This window comes from Kitasatospora sp. NPDC088742 (genome assembly GCF_055584905.1).
The window spans coordinates 23,188-42,477 of record NZ_JBVJLD010000066.1; the positions used below are offsets into that span (position 1 = coordinate 23,188).

At 75.2% G+C, this 19,290-nt stretch carries 14 protein-coding genes; 7 read left to right on the top strand and 7 right to left on the bottom strand.

Features of this window, described 5'->3' with window-relative positions:
• The first annotated feature begins 168 nt into the window (after window positions 1-168).
• A complete protein-coding gene (locus tag ACZ6ZR_RS34850; RefSeq protein ID WP_465649393.1) occupies window positions 169-1,275 on the top strand; it encodes a transaldolase family protein in 1,107 nt (368 codons plus the stop codon).
• Here ACZ6ZR_RS34850 and pabB read toward each other — a convergent pair.
• Together pabB and ACZ6ZR_RS34860 are read right to left on the bottom strand one after the other, a co-directional pair.
• The gene (gene pabB, locus ACZ6ZR_RS34855; RefSeq protein ID WP_465649395.1) at window positions 1,161-3,365 is read right to left on the bottom strand and encodes an aminodeoxychorismate synthase component I; all 2,205 of its coding nucleotides are present in this window, start codon (window positions 3,363-3,365) and stop codon (window positions 1,161-1,163) included. The genes ACZ6ZR_RS34850 and pabB overlap by 115 nt on opposite strands.
• Window positions 3,366-3,372: 7 nt before the next feature.
• Window positions 3,373-4,071, bottom strand: a complete 699-nt coding sequence (locus tag ACZ6ZR_RS34860) for a methyltransferase domain-containing protein (protein ID WP_465649396.1) — start codon at window positions 4,069-4,071, stop codon at window positions 3,373-3,375.
• A gap of 257 nt (window positions 4,072-4,328) precedes the next feature.
• Between ACZ6ZR_RS34860 and ACZ6ZR_RS34865 the strand changes: the two genes are divergently transcribed.
• Entirely contained in the window at window positions 4,329-6,263 is a 1,935-nt protein-coding gene (locus ACZ6ZR_RS34865; protein ID WP_465649398.1) for a helix-turn-helix domain-containing protein, read from the top strand.
• Window positions 6,264-6,444: 181 nt separating this feature from the next.
• Here ACZ6ZR_RS34865 and ACZ6ZR_RS34870 read toward each other — a convergent pair whose 3' ends face one another.
• The 4 genes from ACZ6ZR_RS34870 to tsaD form a co-directional block, all read right to left on the bottom strand.
• Window positions 6,445-7,650, bottom strand: coding sequence for an IS701 family transposase (locus tag ACZ6ZR_RS34870; protein ID WP_465649400.1), 1,206 nt, complete (start codon window positions 7,648-7,650; stop codon window positions 6,445-6,447).
• Window positions 7,651-7,816: 166 nt separating this feature from the next.
• Entirely contained in the window at window positions 7,817-8,701 is an 885-nt protein-coding gene (locus ACZ6ZR_RS34875; RefSeq protein ID WP_465649401.1) for an arginase family protein, read from the bottom strand.
• 124 nt (window positions 8,702-8,825) lie between these two features.
• Entirely contained in the window at window positions 8,826-9,935 is a 1,110-nt protein-coding gene (locus ACZ6ZR_RS34880; RefSeq protein ID WP_465649403.1) for a winged helix DNA-binding domain-containing protein, read from the bottom strand.
• Window positions 9,936-9,984: 49 nt separating this feature from the next.
• Window positions 9,985-11,046: a tRNA (adenosine(37)-N6)-threonylcarbamoyltransferase complex transferase subunit TsaD gene (tsaD, locus tag ACZ6ZR_RS34885; RefSeq protein WP_465649405.1), complete on the bottom strand. Its 1,062-nt coding sequence runs from the start codon at window positions 11,044-11,046 to the stop codon at window positions 9,985-9,987.
• Window positions 11,047-11,399: 353 nt separating this feature from the next.
• Between tsaD and ACZ6ZR_RS34890 the strand changes: the two genes are divergently transcribed.
• Window positions 11,400-13,127 carry a hypothetical protein gene (locus ACZ6ZR_RS34890; protein WP_465649407.1) on the top strand — a complete coding sequence of 576 codons (1,728 nt, stop codon included), beginning with the start codon at window positions 11,400-11,402 and terminating at the stop codon, window positions 13,125-13,127.
• Here the strand turns inward: ACZ6ZR_RS34890 and ACZ6ZR_RS34895 are convergent.
• On the bottom strand, window positions 13,124-15,220 hold the full coding sequence (locus ACZ6ZR_RS34895) for a tetratricopeptide repeat protein (protein WP_465649409.1): 2,097 nt from the start codon (window positions 15,218-15,220) through the stop codon (window positions 13,124-13,126). The genes ACZ6ZR_RS34890 and ACZ6ZR_RS34895 overlap by 4 nt on opposite strands.
• Before the next feature lie 142 nt (window positions 15,221-15,362).
• Between ACZ6ZR_RS34895 and ACZ6ZR_RS34900 the strand changes: the two genes are divergently transcribed.
• The 4 genes from ACZ6ZR_RS34900 to ACZ6ZR_RS34915 form a co-directional block, all read left to right on the top strand.
• Window positions 15,363-15,887, top strand: a complete 525-nt coding sequence (locus ACZ6ZR_RS34900) for a PadR family transcriptional regulator (protein WP_396293030.1) — start codon at window positions 15,363-15,365, stop codon at window positions 15,885-15,887.
• A 32-nt stretch (window positions 15,888-15,919) separates the two neighbouring features.
• The gene (locus tag ACZ6ZR_RS34905) at window positions 15,920-16,582 is read left to right on the top strand and encodes an ABC transporter ATP-binding protein (protein WP_465649413.1); all 663 of its coding nucleotides are present in this window, start codon (window positions 15,920-15,922) and stop codon (window positions 16,580-16,582) included.
• A 138-nt stretch (window positions 16,583-16,720) separates the two neighbouring features.
• Entirely contained in the window at window positions 16,721-18,556 is a 1,836-nt protein-coding gene (locus ACZ6ZR_RS34910) for an APC family permease (protein ID WP_465649411.1), read from the top strand.
• Between the two features lie 219 nt (window positions 18,557-18,775).
• Window positions 18,776-19,290: APC family permease (locus tag ACZ6ZR_RS34915; RefSeq protein WP_465649415.1), on the top strand; the 515-nt coding region annotated here is incomplete at its 3' end.

A 19,290-nucleotide genomic window follows, 5' to 3' on the forward strand; every position in this document is an offset into this window, starting at 1 on the left:
GCCGGAGGGCGACAAGCCCCGGCCGTTCTTCCGGTCACCTCCGCCTGACCTTGTCAGGTCGTTCGTAGCATCCCACCGGATTGCCGGCACCCCGCTGACCTGATGGAGTCCCGGGGCTATCGTTCACACCCTGCCGGTCGCCACCGGGCCTGCGACGGACGGGAGTTGATGATGTACAGCGCACTGCGGCAGCTGGCCGACGAGGGCGTCTCGCTCTGGCTCGACGGGCTCTGCCGGGACGTCCTGGCCGACGGCGGCCTGGCCCGCCTGGTCGAGGAGGCCGGGCTCGGCGGCGCCACCTCCAACCCCCGCACCCTGGCCCGCACCGCCGCCCTCCGGGACCGGCTGGCCGCCCTGGCCGCGCGGCCCGGCACCTCCGCCGCGGCCGCCGTCCGGGAGCTGACCCGTCAGGACGCGCGCGCCGCCTGCGAGGTGCTGCTGCCGCTGTACGGGCAGAGCGACGGCTTCCGGGGGCTGGTCTCGGCCGACCTGGCCCTGGAGCCGGACCTGAGCAGACCGGCGGCCGGAGCCCGGGAGGCCCTGGTGCGCGCGGCCCGGGAGCTGCGCCGGGGCGTCGGGCTGCCGAACGTGCTGGTGAAGCTGCCCGCCACCGAGGACGGTCTCGGCGCCGTGGCCGACTGCCTGGCCGAGGGCATCGGGGTGCACGTCACCGCCGTCCGCTCGATCCCGCACTACGGCCTGGTGGTGGACGCCTACTTCGCCGGGCTGGAGCGGGCCCGGACGGCCGGGCGGGAGCTGTCCGGGATCGCCTCGCTGGCCGCGCTGCCGGTCGGCCCGCTGGACCGGGCGGTGGACCGGCTGCTGGACGGGCTGGGCCTGCCGCGCTCGGCCGGACTGCACGGCGCGGCCGGCACCGCCGTGGCCCGGCTCGCCTACCACCGCTACGAGCAGCGGCTGGACGGCCCGCGCTGGCGCGCGCTGGTGGAGGCGGGCGCCCGGCCGCAGCGGCTGCTCTGGGAGTCCAGCGCCCCGGGCCCGGGCCACCTGGAGGGCCTGGTCGCCTGGGGCACCGTCAACTCCGCGCCGCAGGAGGTGCTGGACACCGCCTGCCGCCGCTTCCACCCGCGCGGCGACACCATCTCCGGCGAACACGGCGCCGCCGCCGAGGTGCTGTCCCGGCTGGCCGGACTCGGGGTCCGCTACGAGGCGGTGCTGGAGCTGCTGGCTGACCGCTCCCTCGCCGAACTGGCCGCCTCCTGGGCGGAGTTGCGCGCCATCGCGGCCGGGAGCGGCGCCGGATCCGCTCCCGCCTGACCCGGCCGGCCCGCCCCTCGCGGGAACCCGGTCTCCCGGCCCGGGAACTCCGCCCCGCCCGCCAGCGCCAGCAGCGGCGCGGCCTTCACCGCCGTCTCCTCGAACTCGGCCGCCGGGTCGGACAGCGCGATCACCGCGCCGCCGACCCCGTACCGGACCAGGCCCGGGGTGTGCACGGCGGTGCGGATCACGATCGAGGTGTCCATCGCCCCGTTGAGCGAGAAGTAGCCGACCGCACCGGAGTAGACCCCGCGCGGGCCGCCCTCCAGACGGTCGATCAGCTCCATGGTGCGGCGCTTGGGCGCCCCGGTCATCGAGCCGCCGGGGAAGGCCGCCCGGACGGCGTCCACCGCCCCGAGGCCGGGCCGCAGCCGGGCCCGTACGGTGCTGACCAGCTGGTGGACGGAGGCGTAGCTCTCCACCCGGAGGATGTCCCGGGCGTCCACGCTGCCGGTCTCCGCCACCCGGCCCAGGTCGTTGCGGACCAGGTCGACGATCATCAGGTTCTCCGCCCGGTCCTTCGGGTTCCCCCGCAGGTCGGCGGCGAGCTCGGCGTCCTGCCGCGCGGTGGCGCCGCGCGGCCGGGTGCCCTTGATCGGGCGGGACTCCACGGTGCCGTCCCGGCCGACGGCGAGGAAGCGCTCCGGCGAGGTGGAGAGCACCGTCAGCTCCCCGAGGGCCAGGTACGCCCCGTACGGCGCGGGGCTGACCCGGCGCAGGAAGCGGTAGGCCTGCCAGGGGTCCACCTCCCCCGCCAGTTCGGCCTGGTTGGTCAGGCAGACCTCGTAGGTCTCGCCGGCCGCGATCTGCTCCTGGCACTCCTCGACCAGCGCCAGGTACGCCGCCCGGTCGTGCCTCAGCCGGACCGGGCCGAGCGCCTCCCCCGGCAGCCGCCTGCCGCCCGGGGCGGCGGCCAGCGGGCTGCGCTCGCCGCTCAGGGCGGTCAGCGCGGCGGCGGTGTCCGCCAGCCACCGCTCGGCGCCCGGGCCCTCCAGGGCCAGCAGGTGGGTGGTGCGCTCCTGGTGGTCCAGCACCACCGCGCACTCGGCGAAGGTCAGCGCGGCGTCCGGGAGTTCGGAGCGGTGGGCGCGCTCACCGCCGGTCTCGGCCTTGAGCTCGTAGCCCAGGTGGCCGACCCAGCCCAGCGCGAAGTCGAAGGGCAGCCCGGCCGGGGCCTCGGCCCGGTGCCCGGCCAGCTCGGCCTCCAGCCAGTCCAGGAAGCCGCTGCGCACGGTCCGCCGCCCCTCGGGGCCGGTGACCGTGACGGTGCCCTCCCAGACGTCGGCGGTGGCCAGCCGGCTGCCCGCGCCCAGCACCGAGTAGCGGCCGAGCTGCTCGCCCGGACGGCTGCTGTCCAGCCAGAAGGCGTACCGCTCCGGCCGGAACAGCCGGTCGAAGACGGTCTCGTCGTCCCAGGCCGTCGGCAGTCGCCTGGCCAGCACCCGGCGCTGCGGTGCCTGGTGTTCCGGTGTCGGCACCGGAGCCGCGCGGGAGGGCCGTCGGCGGCGGGCCCGGCGTCCGCCGGCCAGGTCGCGGAAGTTGGCGAGCAGCCGGTGGCCGCCCTCGGTGCCGACCGACTCGGGGTGGAACTGCACGCCCCAGAGCGGCCGGTGACGGTGCCTCAGCCCCATCAGCACGCCGTCCTCGGTCCAGGCGGTCGGCTCCAGCTCCGGGGGCAGCGCGGTGACCGCCAGCGAGTGGTAGCGGATCACCTCCAGCGGGTCGGGCAGCCCGGCGAACAGGCCGGTGCCGTCGTGCCGGACCAGGGCGGAGCGCCCGTGCACCGGCTCGGGGGCCCGGTCGACCTGGCCGCCGTGCGCCCAGGCGATGCCCTGGTGGCCGAGGCAGACACCGAGCACCGGCAGCCTCCCGTGCGCCAGGACCCGCGCGCAGTGCCCGAAGTCCCCGGGGCGGTCCGGCCGTCCGGGGCCGGGCGAGAGCACCACGGCGTCGTAGCCCTCCAGCAGCCCGGGGTGCCAGCCGGGCTCGTCGTTGCGGATCAGCTCGGGCTCGCGGCCGTTCACCTCGGCCAGCAGGTGGGCGAGGTTGTGGGTGAAGGAGTCGTAGTTGTCGACCAGCAGGGTGCGCATCTCCGGATCACCCGATCTCCAGCAGCTGGTGGCGCACCGGGAGCTCCCCCTCGGGGACCTCGACCTCGGCCACCACCCGGACGGTGCGGCCCAGTCCGGCCGCGATCCGGTCCAGGCCGGCCCGGTCGCCGCGGTCGCTGAAGTGCAGCAGTGCCCGGCCGCCGGGTGCCAGCCGGGCCGGGGCCTCGGCCAGGTAGCGGCGGTGGGCGGCGTACCCCGGGTCCACGTAGGCCCGCTCGTGCACCGAGGTGTAGCGGTAATCCTCGGGCGCCAGCACGTAGTTGGAGCTCCAGAAGACGGTGTCGAAACGCTCCGCCGGATCCAGCGCGTCGAACAGGTCGCTGTGCACCGCGCGGACCGTCCCGGCCACCCCGTGCCGGGCGGCGTTGAGCGCCGCGTTCTCCACCGCCGCGGGGCTGATGTCGGCGGCCACCACCCGACGGCGGCCGGCCAGCGCGGCCGAGACCGCGATCACCCCGGTGCCGCAGCCGATCTCCAGGAAGGAGCCCCCGGCGTCGGCGGATCCCGCCTCCAGCCCGAGGAGCTCCAGGGCCGTCGAGGTGGACGGCGAGTAGAGCGGGGCGAAGACCTCGGGCAGCAGGTCCCACTCCCGACCTGACAGAGTGAAGGTCTTCGGCCGGTCCTTCCGGGTGAGCGCCTCCCGGCTTCGCAGCAGTGACCTTTCATAGCTCCGTACCTCGGACACCGGCGCCCTCCCGTACCTCCGTGCGGCGCCGCCGGACACGGCGCTCCCAGTGGCACCATGCATTCCGCTACGCCCGGACGGCCAGGTGATCCGGCCACACCGGTGAGCGCCCCGACCGGTGGTCCGGACACCACTGGCCTTACTGGACAGCAGAACTGAGCATCCGTCACTTTACGTAATCTTGACCACACTGGTTGCGGTACCTACCGTCCCTGGTGGGAGCGGAAATCGGCCCTCGACCCCTCCGGAGGGATGGTGTGTTACCTGGCCAGGTGCCGGACGGCGCCTTCACCGTGCTGGAACTGCTCGCCCAGGAGGCGCCGCCCGAGCACCTGGACGAGGTGGTCCGGGCCGCCCGGCGGGCCGGAGTGCCGACCGACGAGCTGGAGCGCCTGGAGCAGGCCCGCCAACTCGCCCTGAGGGTCCACTCGATGATCGGCCGCCGGCGGCAGCGCGAGGCCGGACTCTCCACCCTGGTGGACACCGCCCGCGACCTGACCATGCCCTACGACCTGGACGAACTGCTCAAGGTCATCACCCGCCGGGCCCGGCTGCTGCTCAACCTCGACATGTCCTACATCAGCCTGCACGACCCGGCCGGCGGCTTCTCCTACGTCCGGACCGCCGACGGCCACGCCACCACCCTGACGGTGGGCTTCAAGGTCTACTGGGACTCGGGTGTGGGGGCGCTCGCACACGCCAACTCGGCGCCGTTCTGGACGCCCGACTACCTGCCCGACGAGCGCTTCGACCACGCCGACCCGGTGGACGAGGTGGTCCGGGCCGAGGGCCTGCGGGCCATGATGACGGTGCCGCTGCGGCACGGCTCCACCAGCCTGGGCACCCTCTACGTGGCCGCCCGCAGCATCCGGTACTTCAGCCCGGACGAGGTCGCCCTGATGAGCTCGCTGGCCGACCTCGCCGCCATCGCGATCGAGAAGGCCCGGCAGCTCGACCGCACCCAGGCCGAGGTGCTGGAACTGGAGTTGGACACCTCGCGGGCCCGCTCCAACCTCACCGAGGTGCGCGAACTGGGCAACGTGCAGAGCCGCCTGATCGACCAGGTGCTGGCCGGACGGGACCTCGACGCCCTGCTCGGCGAGGTGGCCGGGGCGTTCGGCGGCGAGCTGTCGGTGCACGGCGAGGGCGGGGAACAACTCGCCTCGGTGGGCGGAGACTTCGAGGGCCTCGGGGCCGGCACCCCGGCCGGGCTGGCACCGGGCGAACTGGTGGCCGCCTACCTGGACGCCCATGCCGCCCCCGGGCCGATCGCGCTGCCCGGCGGGGTCTGGGCCACCGCCGTCACCGCCGGGACGGAACGGCTCGGCCTGCTGCTGGTCCGCCCGGCCGGCGGACGGCTGGCCGAACGCCGGCGACGGCTGCTCTGCCTGACCGCGCAGGCGGTGGCCCTGCTGCTGGTGCTGCTGCGCAGCGCGGCCGTCGCCGAGGGGCCGCTCCGTGACGAGCTGCTGGACGACCTGCTGGCCGACCCGCCCCGGCCCGAGGCCCAACTCCGCGAGCGGGCGCGGCGGTTGTCGGTGGACCCGGACGCCCCGCACGTCCTGGTGGTGGCCCGCCCGGAGGGCGGCGCGCCGGGCCGGGCGATCATCTGGGCCTCCTCGTACGCGCACCGGACCGGCGGCCTGAAGTGCGTCCGGGACGGGCAGTTGGTGCTGCTGCTGCCCGGGCGGGACCCGAGCGCGGCGGCCCGCGCCGTCCGGGAGGAGCTCACCCCGCTGATCGGACACCCCGTCACGGTCGGCGCGGCGGGGCCCGGCCAGGGGCCGGCCGACTTCGCCCGGCTGTTCCAGGAGGCCCGCCGCACCCTGGAGGCGCTCGGCGCCCTCGGCGGCACCGGCACCAGCGCGGCCGTCGCCGACCTGGGCTTCCTCGGCCTGCTGCTGGCCGAACACCGGGACGTGGACGGCTTCGTGGCCGCCACCGTCGGGCCGGTGCTGGACTACGACCGGCAGCGGTTCACCGAGCTCACCCGCACCCTGCTGGCCTACTTCGAGTCCGGCGGCAGCCCCACCTACGCGGCCGAGACCCTCCACGTCCACCCCAACACCGTCTCCCGCCGCCTGGAACGCATCACCGAACTCCTCGGCCCCGACTGGCAGAAGCCCGCCCAGGCCCTGGAACTCCAGCTCGCCCTCCGCCTCCACCGCACCCGCGGCGCCCTGGGCACCTGAGCCGGGGCGGCAGCCGCCCGGCGGCGGGCCGACCGGGGAAGGGCCAGCGGCGGCGGCCGGGCAGGACGGGAGCGGAGCGAGGCCGCGGCAGCCGGTCGGACTCGACGGGTCCCGCTCCCTTCGGACGCCCTACCCACCCCTCTCCTCAGCCTTCCCGTCCCGGGCCCCCGGCGGCAGCCGGTCAGGCCGTCAGGCGGGAAGGCAGTGGAACGAAGTGGCGGCGGGCGGCGCCGAGGGTCTCGGCGGCCAGGGCGGCGGAGGCGAGGGTCATGTGGCGGTGCCAGCCCGGGAAGGAGCGGCCCTCGAAGTCGCGGAGGCCGACCCGGCCGCCCTCCTCCGCCGCGTCGCGGGACACCCGGCGGCTCAGCTTGGAGAGCCGCACCAGCTCCTCCCCCGGGGTGCCCGCGAGGGTGGAGATCCAGAGCTGCGCCGGCGGCCGGTGCGGATCGCGCCACTCCCCGAGCAGCACCGCCTCGCCGCCCTGCGGGAACCGCACCCGGACCTGGACGTACAGCGAGGTGCGGGTGCCCCAGCCCACCACCGGGTCGGTCCAGGCCACCGGCCGCCGCAGCCCGCGGACCGCCTCGACGATCCGCTGCGCGGCCACCGGCCCGGCCCCGTACCCCGGCACCGTCGGGTCGGCCACCTCGAAGCGGGCCGAGCCCGTGGTGCGGGCCAGCACCGGCATGTGTTCGGCCCGCAGCCGGCCGAGCGCCGGCCGCAGCCCGGGCAGCCGGGCGTCCAGCAGGACCGGACGGGTGGTCAGGCCCCAGCCCCGGAGTCCGGCCACGGCGGCCACCGCGCACGCCTCCGGCTGCTCCTCGGTCACCTCCTCCGGTATCTCCGTCCGGCCGCGCCGCACCGGGTCGTCCACCCAGGACGGCGGCAGGTGGAGCCGCCAGTTGACGGGGGTGGAGCCCTCGCGGTCGGCGAACCAGACGCCGAAGGCCTGCTGACCGCTCATCACCTGCCCGTACTCGGGCACGTACCTGGTCTCCACCCCGGCCGACTGGCTGCCCGCCTTGGGGATGTGCATCGGCTGCACCACCCAGGCCTCGGGCGGGCAGACCCGGTCCAGGTGGCGGGCCAGCCGGGCCCGGACCAGCTGCCAGTCCCAGGTCGAGTTGGAGATGAAGTGCTGGAGGCTCTGCTCGGCGGCGGGCCCGGCCAGCGCCGCCGCGATGTTGCGCATCGACTTGCGGCCCTGGGCGTGCAGCAGCCCGTGCAGGTACTGCTCCGCCTTCCGGCGCTGGTCCCTGCGGCGCAGCGGGCTGAAGACCTCCGCGACCAGTTCGGTCAGCACGTCGTCGGCCGGCTCGGCGTACGCCGCCGCCGGCACCCGCATCGGCCGCCGGGCCTTCCCCCATGTCAGCGCGGACTCGTTCACAGCACCCTCGTCCCTCGGCGAACGGCAGCCGGGGTGGCTGCGCCCTTCCACCGTGACCTCGGGACACCGTCCGGGACGAGGTGAACCGGCCACACAGCACCGGGACTTGACGGTTGCCGGCCCACCACCGCGGTCCACCACCGCAGCGGCCGGGCGGGGTATCGGCTCAGGTCAGCCAGTCGTGGCAGGCCCGGACGACCAGCTGCACCAGCCGCATCGCGTCCAGCCGCCCGGCCGCGCCCTCCGCGCCCTCCGGGGCGAACTCGGTCACTGTGAGCTGCCGCACCGGCACCCCCGCCGAGCCCACCGCCCGCAGCGCGACGCCCAGTTGCTCGGCGGTCAGCCCGTCCGGCAGCGGCGCGGCCACGCTCCGGACCACCCCGGGGTCGAACACCGACACGTCCAGCGAGACCGCACAGGCCGCCGAACCGGAGCCCGCCACCAGGGACTTGAGCTCGGCCACGTCCCGGGCCAGGTCCCGGCTGTCGCCGGGCGGCTCGGGGCGGCCCTGCACCAGGCCGCGCTGCCCGTACTGGACGATCCGCAGCCCGTCCAGCCGCTCCAGGTGGCGGACGAAGTCGGCCCTGGTCGGGCCGGAGGGGCAGCGCGGCTGCTGGGCGTCCTCCTCGGCGTCCAGGTGCACCAGCACGCCGGTGAAGCCCTCGTGCACCCAGTAGCCCAGCGAGTCGTCGCCGCCCAGCACCACCAGCAGCCGGCAGGTGCCGCGCAGCCGCTCCAGCACCTCCGGCACCAGGTCCAGGTCCTGTCCGGCGTTGAGCGGGTCCATCCGCAGGTCCCCGGCGTCGGCGAAGGTCAGCCCGGCGCAGAGCAGCTCCTGCTCCGCCCGGTCGTACCAGCCCGGCACCGGCCCGCGCAGCGGGCCCGGGCTGACGGCCCGTGAGACGCTGCGCAGCATCCCGGGCCCGAGGTCGGCCCGCCCGGCCGCGCTGCTCCCGCTGTACGGGAGCCCGACCACCACCACGTCCCAGCGCCCGTTCGCCCGCCACGGCTCGGCACCGAGGAAGCCCTCAGCCGCACTCACCCTGCGCACCGACCATCACCTCTTCCGGTCAACGTGCCTGTGGCGCCTCGTCGTCGAGGGTTGGGCGCACCACCGAGTATGTAAACGGGCGGTGAAGGTCGCCATGGTCCGGACGGGACAGTGTCAGGTGCCGCTAGCCCGGCTCGGGAGCGGTGGTCCGGACCTCGTGCCGCCCGGCCTCCGGGGCGAGGAAGCGGGCCAGGGCGGTGCCCTCCAGCTCCAGCTCCTGCTTCTGCGCGGCCGTCAGCCGGCGGAACGGACGGACCGTCACCACCGCGTCCTGCTTCCCGGCCTCGATCCGCCAGGTGGCCGCCACCGTGCCGTCTACCAGGACCGAGCGGGGCATCTCGTTGACGCCCGCGAAGCCCTGGTCGGCGAAGTCCACCGTCAGCACCCTGGTCCGGTCGGCGTGCGAGAGCAGCAGGTTGTCGAAGTCGTAGAGGTAGCGGACCGGGGCCGGGACGTCCCCGTCCGGACGGGGCGCCTGCGGGAGGTCGAACAGCTCGCGGCCCTCGCCGTCCCGGAAGGTCACCAGCTCCGGCCGGAGCCGGTCCAGCACCTCGGCCAGCCTGGTCAGCCCGGACCACTGCTGCACGTCCTTGACGGTGGCCGGGCCGAAGGCCGCCAGGTAGCGCCGCACCAGGTCCTCCACCGGCGCCGCCCGCAGGCCCTTCCCGGTCCACTGCTCCAGCGGCAGGTGGGCCACCGGCCCGCTGCGGCCCCAGAGCCCGCGCGGCGGCACCTGGGCCAGCGGCACCGCGGCCCGCACCGCCTGCGCCATCGCCGCCCCGTCGTGCCCGGGCCGCCGCTCGGCCAGCAGCTTGCCCAACTCGGCGAAGGTGAGCGGCCCTTCGGCGAACGCGGCCCGCCCGTCGGCCGCCAGCTCGGCCAGGTCGAGCCCGGCCAGCCTGCGGCGGAAGGCGGACAGCGTGCCGCGCTCGATCACCGGGTCGACCAGCGGCCGCAGCCAGCGCGCGTCCTCGGTGGTCAGCAGGTGGATGGTCCCGCGCATCACCGCGATCCGCACCGCCGTACCGTCCGCCAGCAGCGCCGAGGCCTCGGCCGCCGGGTCGGCGGCCATCCGGCTCCACAGCCCGACGTACCAGGTCTGCGGCGTCTGGGCCTGCAGCCCGACCAGCCGCTCCAGCACCTGCGGCACCGTCAGCTCGGCCCGCTCCAGCAGCAACTGCCGCGCCAGCGTCGCCCGGTTGAGCGCCCTGGCGTCCAGCACCGTGGTGGTCATGCCCCTCCTCCGCTAGATCGTCGCTCGATCGTCGGGGCCGACCGTACCGTCAGGCGGCCCTGACGCGCCGGTGGGCGAGCGGGACCAGCGCGGCGTACTCCAGCGGGGCGGAGGGGTCGACCGAGACGTCGGCCGGGGCGGGCTCGGCGCCGGAGCGGGCCAGCAGGTCGCCGATGGCGGCGATCATCGCGCCGTTGTCGGTGCACAGGCCCAGCGGGGGCACGCGCAGGGTGATGCCGGCCGAGGCGCAGCGGCGCTCGGCCAGTTCGCGCACCCGGGAGTTGGCGGCCACCCCGCCGACCACCACCAGGGTCCCGATCCCGTGGTCGGTGCAGGCCCGGACCGCCTTGCGGGTGAGCACGTCGGCCACCGCCTCCTGGAGGGCGGCCGCGGCGTCCGGCACGTGCGGGTTCTCCTGGGCCTCCACCCAGCGGGCGGCGGCGGTCTTCAGGCCGGAGAACGAGAAGGCGTACGGGGCGTCCTGAGCACCCGTCAGCGGACGCGGGAAGCGCACCGCCTTCCGGTCCCCCTCCCGGGCCGCCCGGTCGATCGCGGGGCCGCCCGGGTAGGGCAGGCCGAGAATGCGCGCGACCTTGTCGAAGCACTCGCCGGCCGCGTCGTCCAGGGTGTCCCCGAGGTGGACGATCGGGTCCCGGGCCAGGTCGCGGACCAGCAGCAGCGAGGTGTGGCCGCCGGAGACGATCAGCACCACGCACGGGTCGGGCAGCGGCCCGCCGTCCAGGGTGGCGGCGGCCACGTGGCCGGCCAGGTGGTGCACGCCGTAGAGCGGCACGCCGAGCGAGAAAGCGTAGGACTTCGCCGCGGCCACCCCGACCTGGAGCGCCCCCGAGAGCCCCGGCCCGGTGGTGACGGCGACCGCCCCGACGTCGGCCAGGGTCAGCCCGGCCCGGTCCAGCGCCTCGCGGACCACGGGGGCCACCGCGTGCACGTGCGCCCGGGCGGCGATCTCCGGCACGACGCCGCCGAAGCGCGCGTGCTCGTCCATGCTGGACGCCACGGCCTGCCCGAGCAGGACCCCGTCCCGGACCAGTCCGGCGCCGGTCTCGTCGCAGGACGACTCGATGCCCAGCACCACGGGTGAATCCGGCATTGCCTACCTCGGTCCGTCTCTTGTTGCAGTGGTTCAAGTACTTGCATTGATTGTGCAACAAGCCCGATAGGTCTTCGGACCTAGGCTGGCTCGGACCTTGGTCGGAACCGTCCCGTTGCTCCTTGCCCCTTGCGGCGCACGGATGTTGGGGTCGAAGACGACAGATCCCCGCTCCGAAAGGTGCCTCGGCGGCGCCGAGGAGGGAGCCCATGCGGAGCATCGGCGACTGACGAGAAGCCGTCGAGGTGCGTGCCCCGGCGTCGCGACGCTGCCCCCCATGTGCCGGTCGGTCTAGGAACGCCTGATCCGCGATCTCCTGCCCACACCCACCCCCGCGACGGTAGGTTGAGGGGGTGGGCGATGGGCGGGGTGAGTGGGTACGGGTCCCGGTCGGGGACGAGGCCGCACGGTGGCGGACCAGGGGCGGCGCCAAGCTGGTCCTGCTGGTCGTGCACAACGTCACCTCCGCCACCCGGCTGCTCGACGTGATGCCGCTGTTCCGCGACGACCTCCGGGTGCAGCTGATCGCCACCTGCACCGGGTCCTCGCCGTTCCAGGCCGGTGTGCCGGAGCTGTTCGCCGAACTCGGGGTGCCGGTGCTGCCCTGGGAGCAGGCCCTCGCCACTCCGGTGGACCTCGCGCTCACCGCCAGCCTAGGCGGCCAACTCTCCTCCATTCCAGGGAAGTTGGCTGTCCTCTCACACGGCGTCGGTTACAATAAGACGCTGACAACACCGGACACCGGACACCGGACACCGGACACCGGACACCGGACACCGGACACCGGACGGCCGGTCTTCGGTCTCGACCCGCACTGGCTGCTCGACGCCGACGGCCGCCCCACGATGGCCGCGATGGTGCTCTCCCACCCCGAGCAGTACGAACGCCTGTCGGCCGCCTGCCCGCCGGCTGCCGCGACCGCCGTCCTCGCCGGTGACCCCTGCTACGACCGCCTGCTCGCCGAGCGCCCGCTGCGCGACCGCTTCCGCCGCGCCCTCGGCCTCCACCCGGGCCAACGCCTCCTGCTGCTGAACTCCACCTGGAACCCCGAGTCGCTCTTCGGCGACGGCGGCCCGGTGGACGTGCTGCCACTCCTGCTGCCCCGCGTGCGGGCCGAACTCCCGTTGGACGACTACCGCTTGGCGGCCGTCCTGCACCCCAACATCTGGCACGGCCACGGCCCCGGCCAGCTGCGGCTCTGGCTGGACGCCGCCCGCCGCGCCGGGCTGACCCTGATCGACCCGGTCCACCACTGGCGGCAGGCCCTGCTGGCGGCGGACGCGGTGATCGGCGACTTCGGCTCGGTCAGCTACTACGCGGCCGCGCTCGGCACCCCGGTCCTGCTCGGCACCGGCGAGGCCGTACCGCTCGGCCCGGAGACCCCGGTGGCCGACTTCGTCCGCAAGGCACCGCGGCTGGACCCGCACGCCACCCTGCTCCCGCAGCTGGAGCGGCTGTTCGCCGACCACCGCCCCCTGCCCGGACCGGCCGAGCTGACCACCTCCGCCCCCGGCCGCTCGGCCGGGCTGCTGCGCGAGCTCTGCTACCGCCTGCTCGAACTCCCCGAGCCGCCCGGCCCCGCCCGACTCGACCGCCTGGTGCCGCCGCCCTACGAACCGCCCATCGCCACCGCACCGTTGCGGGTCCGTACCCACGTGCTGCCGGACGGCGTGGTCGAGCTGCACCGCGTCGCGGACAGCGGCCGCCCGTCGGACGGGCCGGGCGAGGATCACCTCGCCGTGCACGAGGACACCCTCGACCGCGAACTCCTGGAGCTGGCCGACCTGATCCACCGTCACGGCGCCCCGGACGACCCCCGCTTCGGCTCTCCGGCCGCCTGGACGGCCGAGGTGCTGGCCCGCTTCCCTTCCTGCACCGCCACCGCCTACGTCACCGGCCCGGACACCTGCCTGGTACGCCACCGCTCCGGCCTGCTGGCCGAGTTGACCACCGTCACCGGCGGCGCCGACCCGGCCGCCTGGGCCTCCGCCCTACTGGCCCGCCCGACCCCGGCGCCCCTCACCGTCCGCACCGGCACCGCGACCCACACCATCCGGGTCACGGAGCGGAGCAGCCGCTAACGACCCTCCAGCCGACCGCGCAGCTCGCGCAGGTACGGCAGGTGCAGCACCGCGCCCTCGGCCGTGAGCAGCGCGAGGGCCTCCTCCACCGCCGGGGCGGCCTGCTCCGGGCGGCCCATGTCCATGTGCTCCTCGGCCAGTTCGGTCAGCGTCCGGGCGGCGTTGTAGGCGTCGCCGTTGGCCCGGAACCAGGTCAGCGCGGCCGTCGACTCCTCGACCGCCGCGGCCAACTCCCCGGCGCCCTTGAGCGCCCGGCCCAGGTGACGGCGGAGCAGGGCCCGGGCCCTGGGCAGGTCGGCCTCCCCGCGGTCGCCCGGCCCGATCCCGGCCAGCAGCTCCGCCGCGTCCTCGAAGCAGCCCCGGGCCTCGGCCCAGCGCCACTGCCGCAGGCGCAGCAGCCCGAGCGACTCCACGGCGGTGGCCTGCCCGCGCAGATGACCGGCCGCCCGCTCGGCCTCGGCGGCGGCCATCAGCTCGGTCTCGGCCTCGTCGTAGCGGCCCAACTCCACCAGGGCGAAGGAGAGTTGGGTGTGCATCCGCCCGGCCAGCTCGGTGCCCTCCGGGGCCGAACGGGCACCGGCCCGGAGCGCCGGGAGCAGCAGTTCGTGGCTGCCCGCCTTGAGCTGCACCGCCCACAGCGCCTCGGTCAACTGGCAGGCCAGCTCTTCGAGTCCGAACTCCTCCGCGGCCCGCGCGGCCTCCACCAGGTTGCCCAGTTCGGCCCGGAGCGCGGCCAGCGCCTCGCCCTCGGTGGGGTAGGAACCCGGGCCCAACTCCCGGTAGAGCGGCCCGAGATGCCAGCGCTTGGGCAGCGCCGCGTGGTCCGCCGCGACCGCGAAGCGCAGCAGCCACGTCACCCCTCGCCGGACCGCCGCCGCGCCGGCGGCCAGCCCGTCCTCGCGGACGGCGGCCTGCTCGGCGTGCGCCCGGACCAGCGGGCGGTACCGGTACCGGCCGTCCGGCACCGTCTCCAGCAGCCGCTGCCCGGCCAGCTCCTCCAGCAGCGCGGACGTCTCCTCCTCCCCGGAGTTCCCCGCCACCGCAGCGGCCAGCCCGGGGCCGATCGCCGACCACGGCCGCAGCGAGCAGAGCCGGTACAGCCGGGCTGCCTCCGGCCCCAGCCGGGCGTAGGCGTCCTCGACCGCGACCAGCACGGCGTCGGCATCGCCCGCCCGGGGCGCGGGGACGGTCGCCAGGTGCTCGGCCACGGCGCGCAGCGCGAACGGCGAGCCGGCGCAGCGCGCCAGCGCCTCCGGCAGTGCGGCCCGTGCCTCGCCCATCGCCTGACGGCCCGCCAGTTCGGTGAGCAGCTTCCGGGCGTCCTTCTCGGAGAGCGGCCCGACCGGCACGCTCACCGCGTCCAGGCCGGCCAGCGGCCGACGGGCCACCACCACGGTGAAGACCCCCGGCGCGGCGGTGACCAGCGGCAGCACCTGGGCGGCGGACTGCGCGTGGTCCAGCACCAGCAGCAGGCGGAGGTCCGCCAGCAGGTTCCGGTAGCGGTCCAGCAGGTCCTCGAGGACGGTGGGCACGGACTCGGGCGGGCAGCCCAGGTCGGTCAGCAGGTGGCGCAGCAGCGCGGCGGGGGTCGGCGCCGTGGCCAAGGTGCCGCCGCGCAGGTCCAGGTAGAGCTGCCCGTCCGGGAAGCGCCGGGCCTCGCGGACGCCCCAGTGCACGGCGAGCGCGCTGGTGCCGATGCCCTCCGGCCCGTGCACCACGGCGATCCGGGGGCGGCCGTCGGGCTTGCGGTCGGCCTCCCGGTCCAGCTCCTTCAGCGGGTCCTTGCGGTCGGTGAAGAAGCGCACCGAGGGCGGCAGCAGCCGAGGCACCGTCAGCTGGTGACCGTCCAGCCCGGCGTAGCCGCCGGCCCAGGCCCCGAGCCGCTCCGCGAACTCCGGGTCCCGCCCGGCCCGCTCGACCAACCGCAGGGCCACCACCTCCCGCTCGGCCGCCCCGACCGGCGCGGCCACCTCCCGCCCGAACGCCCGCCGGGCCAGCCCGCCCACGGACACCCAGGCGGCCTTCCCGGCCTCGCTGCCCATCGACGTCCCGACGGCGGTCAGCACAGCAGTCACCGACAGCGGATCGAGCACGACACTCCCCCTGGTCCGACCGACTCTCCGCCCACCGTAGCCTGCCGCCCCCGCACCCCGGGGTCCGTTCCCCGATCGGGCCGCGCCCTCGGTGCTCAGGGGCGATCCGGCCGGGTTATACACCGTGGGTATAGTGCGGACCATGTCACTCGGTCAGATCCTCCTCGGGCTCCTGGAGTCGCAGCCCCGCCACGGGTACGACCTCAAGCGGGCCTATGACGAGCAGTTCGGGCGGACCAGGTCGCTGCACTACGGGCAGGTGTACTCGACACTGTCGCGGCTGCTGAAGAGCGGGCTGGTCGAGGTCGAGGGCGTGGAGCCGGGGGACGGGCCGGAGCGGAAGCGGTACGCGATCACCGAGGCCGGGGTCACCGACGTCGGTGAGTGGCTGGGGCGGGCGGAGAGCCCGGAGCCGTACCTGCAGAACACGCTGTACGCCAAGGTGGTGCTGGCGCTGCTGACGGGGCGTCCGGCGGCGGAGGTGCTGGACACCCAGCGGACCGAGCACCTGCGGCAGATGCGGGCGCTCACCCGGCGCAAGGAGAGCGGGGACCTGGCGGACCAGCTGATCTGCGACCACGCGCTGTTCCACCTGGACGCGGACCTGCGCTGGCTGGAGCTGACCGCGGCCCGGCTGGACGAGCTGAGCGGGCAGGTGCTGCGGTGACCGCGCCCGCGGAGACCCGGACGGAGGCGGAGGTGACCCCTGCCCTGCTGAGCGCCACCGCGCTGGCCAAGAACTACGGACCGACCACCGCCCTGCACGACGCCTCGGTGCGGCTGGCCCCCGGCGAACTGGTCGCGGTGATGGGCCCGTCCGGCTCCGGCAAGTCCACCCTGCTGCACTGCCTGGCCGGGATCGTCCGGCCCGACGCGGGTGCCGTGGAGTACGACGGCCGGCGGCTGGACCTGCTCTCGGACGGCGAGCGCAGCGCGCTGCGCCGCACCGACTTCGGCTTCCTCTTCCAGTTCGGCCAGCTGGTACCGGAGTTGACCTGCCTGGAGAACGTGGCGCTGCCGCTGCGGCTGTCCGGTCTGCGCCGCCGCCCCGCCGAGGCGCGGGCCCGGGAGTGGCTGGAGCGTCTCGGCGCCGAGGGCACCGCCGGGCAGCGTCCGGGCGAGCTCTCCGGCGGGCAGGCCCACCGGGTGGCCACCGCACGGGCGTTGGTGACCGGGCCGCGCGTGCTGTTCGCCGACGAGCCGACCGGCGCCCTGGACTCCCTCAGCGGCGAGCGCGTCCTCCAGCTGATCCGCACCACCGCCAAGGAGACCGGCGCCGCCGTCCTCCTGGTGACCCACGACTCCCGGGTGGCCGCCTACGCCGACCGCGAGATCGTGGTCCGGGACGGCCGCACCCGCTGAGCAGCCGGGCTGCCCAGGACGTCAACGAGGCGTCAACGGAAGCTGCCGGGCCGTCAGGAAAGCGTCAGGGAACGGGGCGCGGCCGGGCAGCGGGCCGAGGATCGGGACGGAACGATCCCGCCGCACCGGAGGACCAGCATGTCCGTCACCGTCGCCACCCCGGCCGAGGCCGGGGCCGAGGAGCCCCCTGATCAGCAGCGGCACCGGCTGACGGCGCTGGGCGGGCTGTCCGCGCTGTCGTTGGACGCGATGGCCTCGGTGGCGTACGGGCCCGAGGCGATCGTGCTGGTGCTCGCGGCGGCCGGGTCGTACGGGCTGGGATTCACGCTGCCGGTGACGGTCGCCATCGCGGTGCTGCTGGGGGTGCTGGTGGCCTCGTACCGGCAGGTGATCGCGGCGTTCCCGGACGGCGGCGGCTCGTACGCGGTGGCCAAGGCGCACCTGGGGCGGCGCACGGCGCTGACCGCCGCCGCCTCGCTGGTGATCGACTACGTGCTGAACGTGGCGGTCTCGGTGACGGCCGGGGTGGCGGCACTGACCTCGGCCTTTCCCGGCCTGAACGGGGACCGGGTCTGGCTCTGCCTGGGCGTACTGACGCTGGTGACGGCGGTGAACCTGCGTGGGATCGCCGAGTCGGCGCGCTGGTTCCTGGTGCCGACGGCGGTGTTCGTGCTGGCGATCCTCACGCTGGTGATGGCCGGCCTGTTCCGGGACGCGCCGCTGTCGACCGAGGCGGCCGCCGGGCACGCCTCGGTGCTGGGCGAGAACGCCACCGCGGTCGGCGCGCTGCTGCTGCTCAAGGCCTTCGCGGCCGGCTGCTCGGCGCTGACCGGCGTCGAGGCGGTGGCCAACGCCGTCCCCTCCTTCCGGGCCCCGGCCGTCCGGCGGGCCCAGCACACCGAGGTCGCGCTCGGCGGCCTGCTGGGCGTGATGCTGATCGGGCTGGCGGTGCTGATCGGCCGCTTCCACCTCCAGCCGGTCGAGGGCGTCACCGTGCTGGCCCAGCTGGCGGACGCCTCACTCGGCCACGGCTTCGGCTTCTACCTGGTGCAGTTCGCCACCGTGATCCTGCTCGGCCTGGCCGCCAACACCTCCTTCGGCGGCCTGCCGGTCCTGCTCCACCTGCTGGCCCGGGACAACCACCTGCCGCACGTCTTCGCGCTGCGCGCCGACCGCCGGGTCCACCGGCACGGCGTGCTCTTCCTGGCGCTGGTCTCCGCCGTCCTGCTGGCCGGCTCGGGCGGCGACGTCAACACGCTGGTCCCGCTCTTCGCGATCGGGGTGTTCGTCGGCTTCACCATCTGTCAGGTCGGGATGGTGCGGCACCAGCTGATCGCCCGTCAGCGCGCCCGCGCCGTGCTGAACGGCTTCGGCGCGCTGCTCACCGGCGTGGCCGCCGTGGTGGTCACCGGCACCAGGTTCACCGAGGGCGCCTGGGGCATCTGCCTGGCCCTGCCGCTGCTGGTCCTGCTCTTCGAGGCAGTCCACCGCGGCTACGCCCGGATCGGCGCGCGGCTCGAACTCGGCCGGGTGCCGGGGCCGCTGACCGCCGCCACGCCGTCCCTGGTGCTGGTCCCGGTCGGCACGCTCACCCGGCTCACCCGGGAGGCCCTCTCCACCGCCCGCTCGCTCGGCGACGAGGTGCGCGCCTTCACGGTGGTGCCGGCCGACCCCGACCGCGAGGACCGGGAGGCCGCCGAGGCGCTGCGGCGGGACTGGGAGCTCTGGCGGCCGGGCGTCGAACTGGTGGAGATCACCGACCCGCACCGCCGCCTCGGGCAGCCGATCGCGGCCTATGTGAACGGGCTCGGCGAGGGCCGCCGGGTGACGGTGCTGATCCCCGAGGTGGAGCCGGCCCACCTCTGGCAGCGCGCGCTGCAGAACCAGCGCGGGGCGGTGATCGACCGGGCCCTGCGGCGCCACACCGACGCCACGGTCTGCCGCCTCCGGCTCCGGATGCGCTCGGCGAATTGAGCGCTATACACCCTTTGGCCTGATTCTGCGTACAGACCTTGACGGACCCTTAACACCCTCCCTGACGATCAGTCACCTTACCGAAACCCCCTCCTACCTGCGGAAACACGGCCCTGGAGGGGTACTCCGTCCCGTTTCGGGGAATCACCCCCGCGTCCTACTCTCGCCGGTGTGTTCAATCTGCCCCAGGCGCTGAAGCGCCTCGTGATCGGCAAGGCCATGCGCAGCGAGGAGCTGGGCGAGACGCTGCTGCCCAAGCGGCTGGCGCTGCCGATCTTCGCCTCGGACCCGCTCTCCTCGGTCGCGTACGCGACCCAGGAGATCCTGCTGGTGCTGACCGTCGGCGGCACCGCCTTCCTCTACCTGACCCCGTGGATCGCGGCGGCGGTGGTGGGGCTGATGGTGGTCGTGGTGCTGTCGTACCGTCAGGTCGTGCACGCCTACCCCAGCGGCGGCGGCTCCTACGAGGTGGCCTCGCGCAACCTCGGGCCCAACGCCGGACTGGTGGTGGCCGCCTCGCTGCTGGTCGACTACGTGATGACCGTCGCCGTCTCGGTTGCCTCCGGGGTGGACAACATCATCTCGGCCTTCCCCGGCCTGGACGACCACCGGGTGTTCCTCGCGGTCGGCTTCGTCGCACTGCTCACCGCGATGAACCTGCGCGGCGTCCGCGAGTCCGGCAAGGCCTTCGCCGCGCCCACCTACCTGTTCATCGGCGCCATGCTGCTGATGAT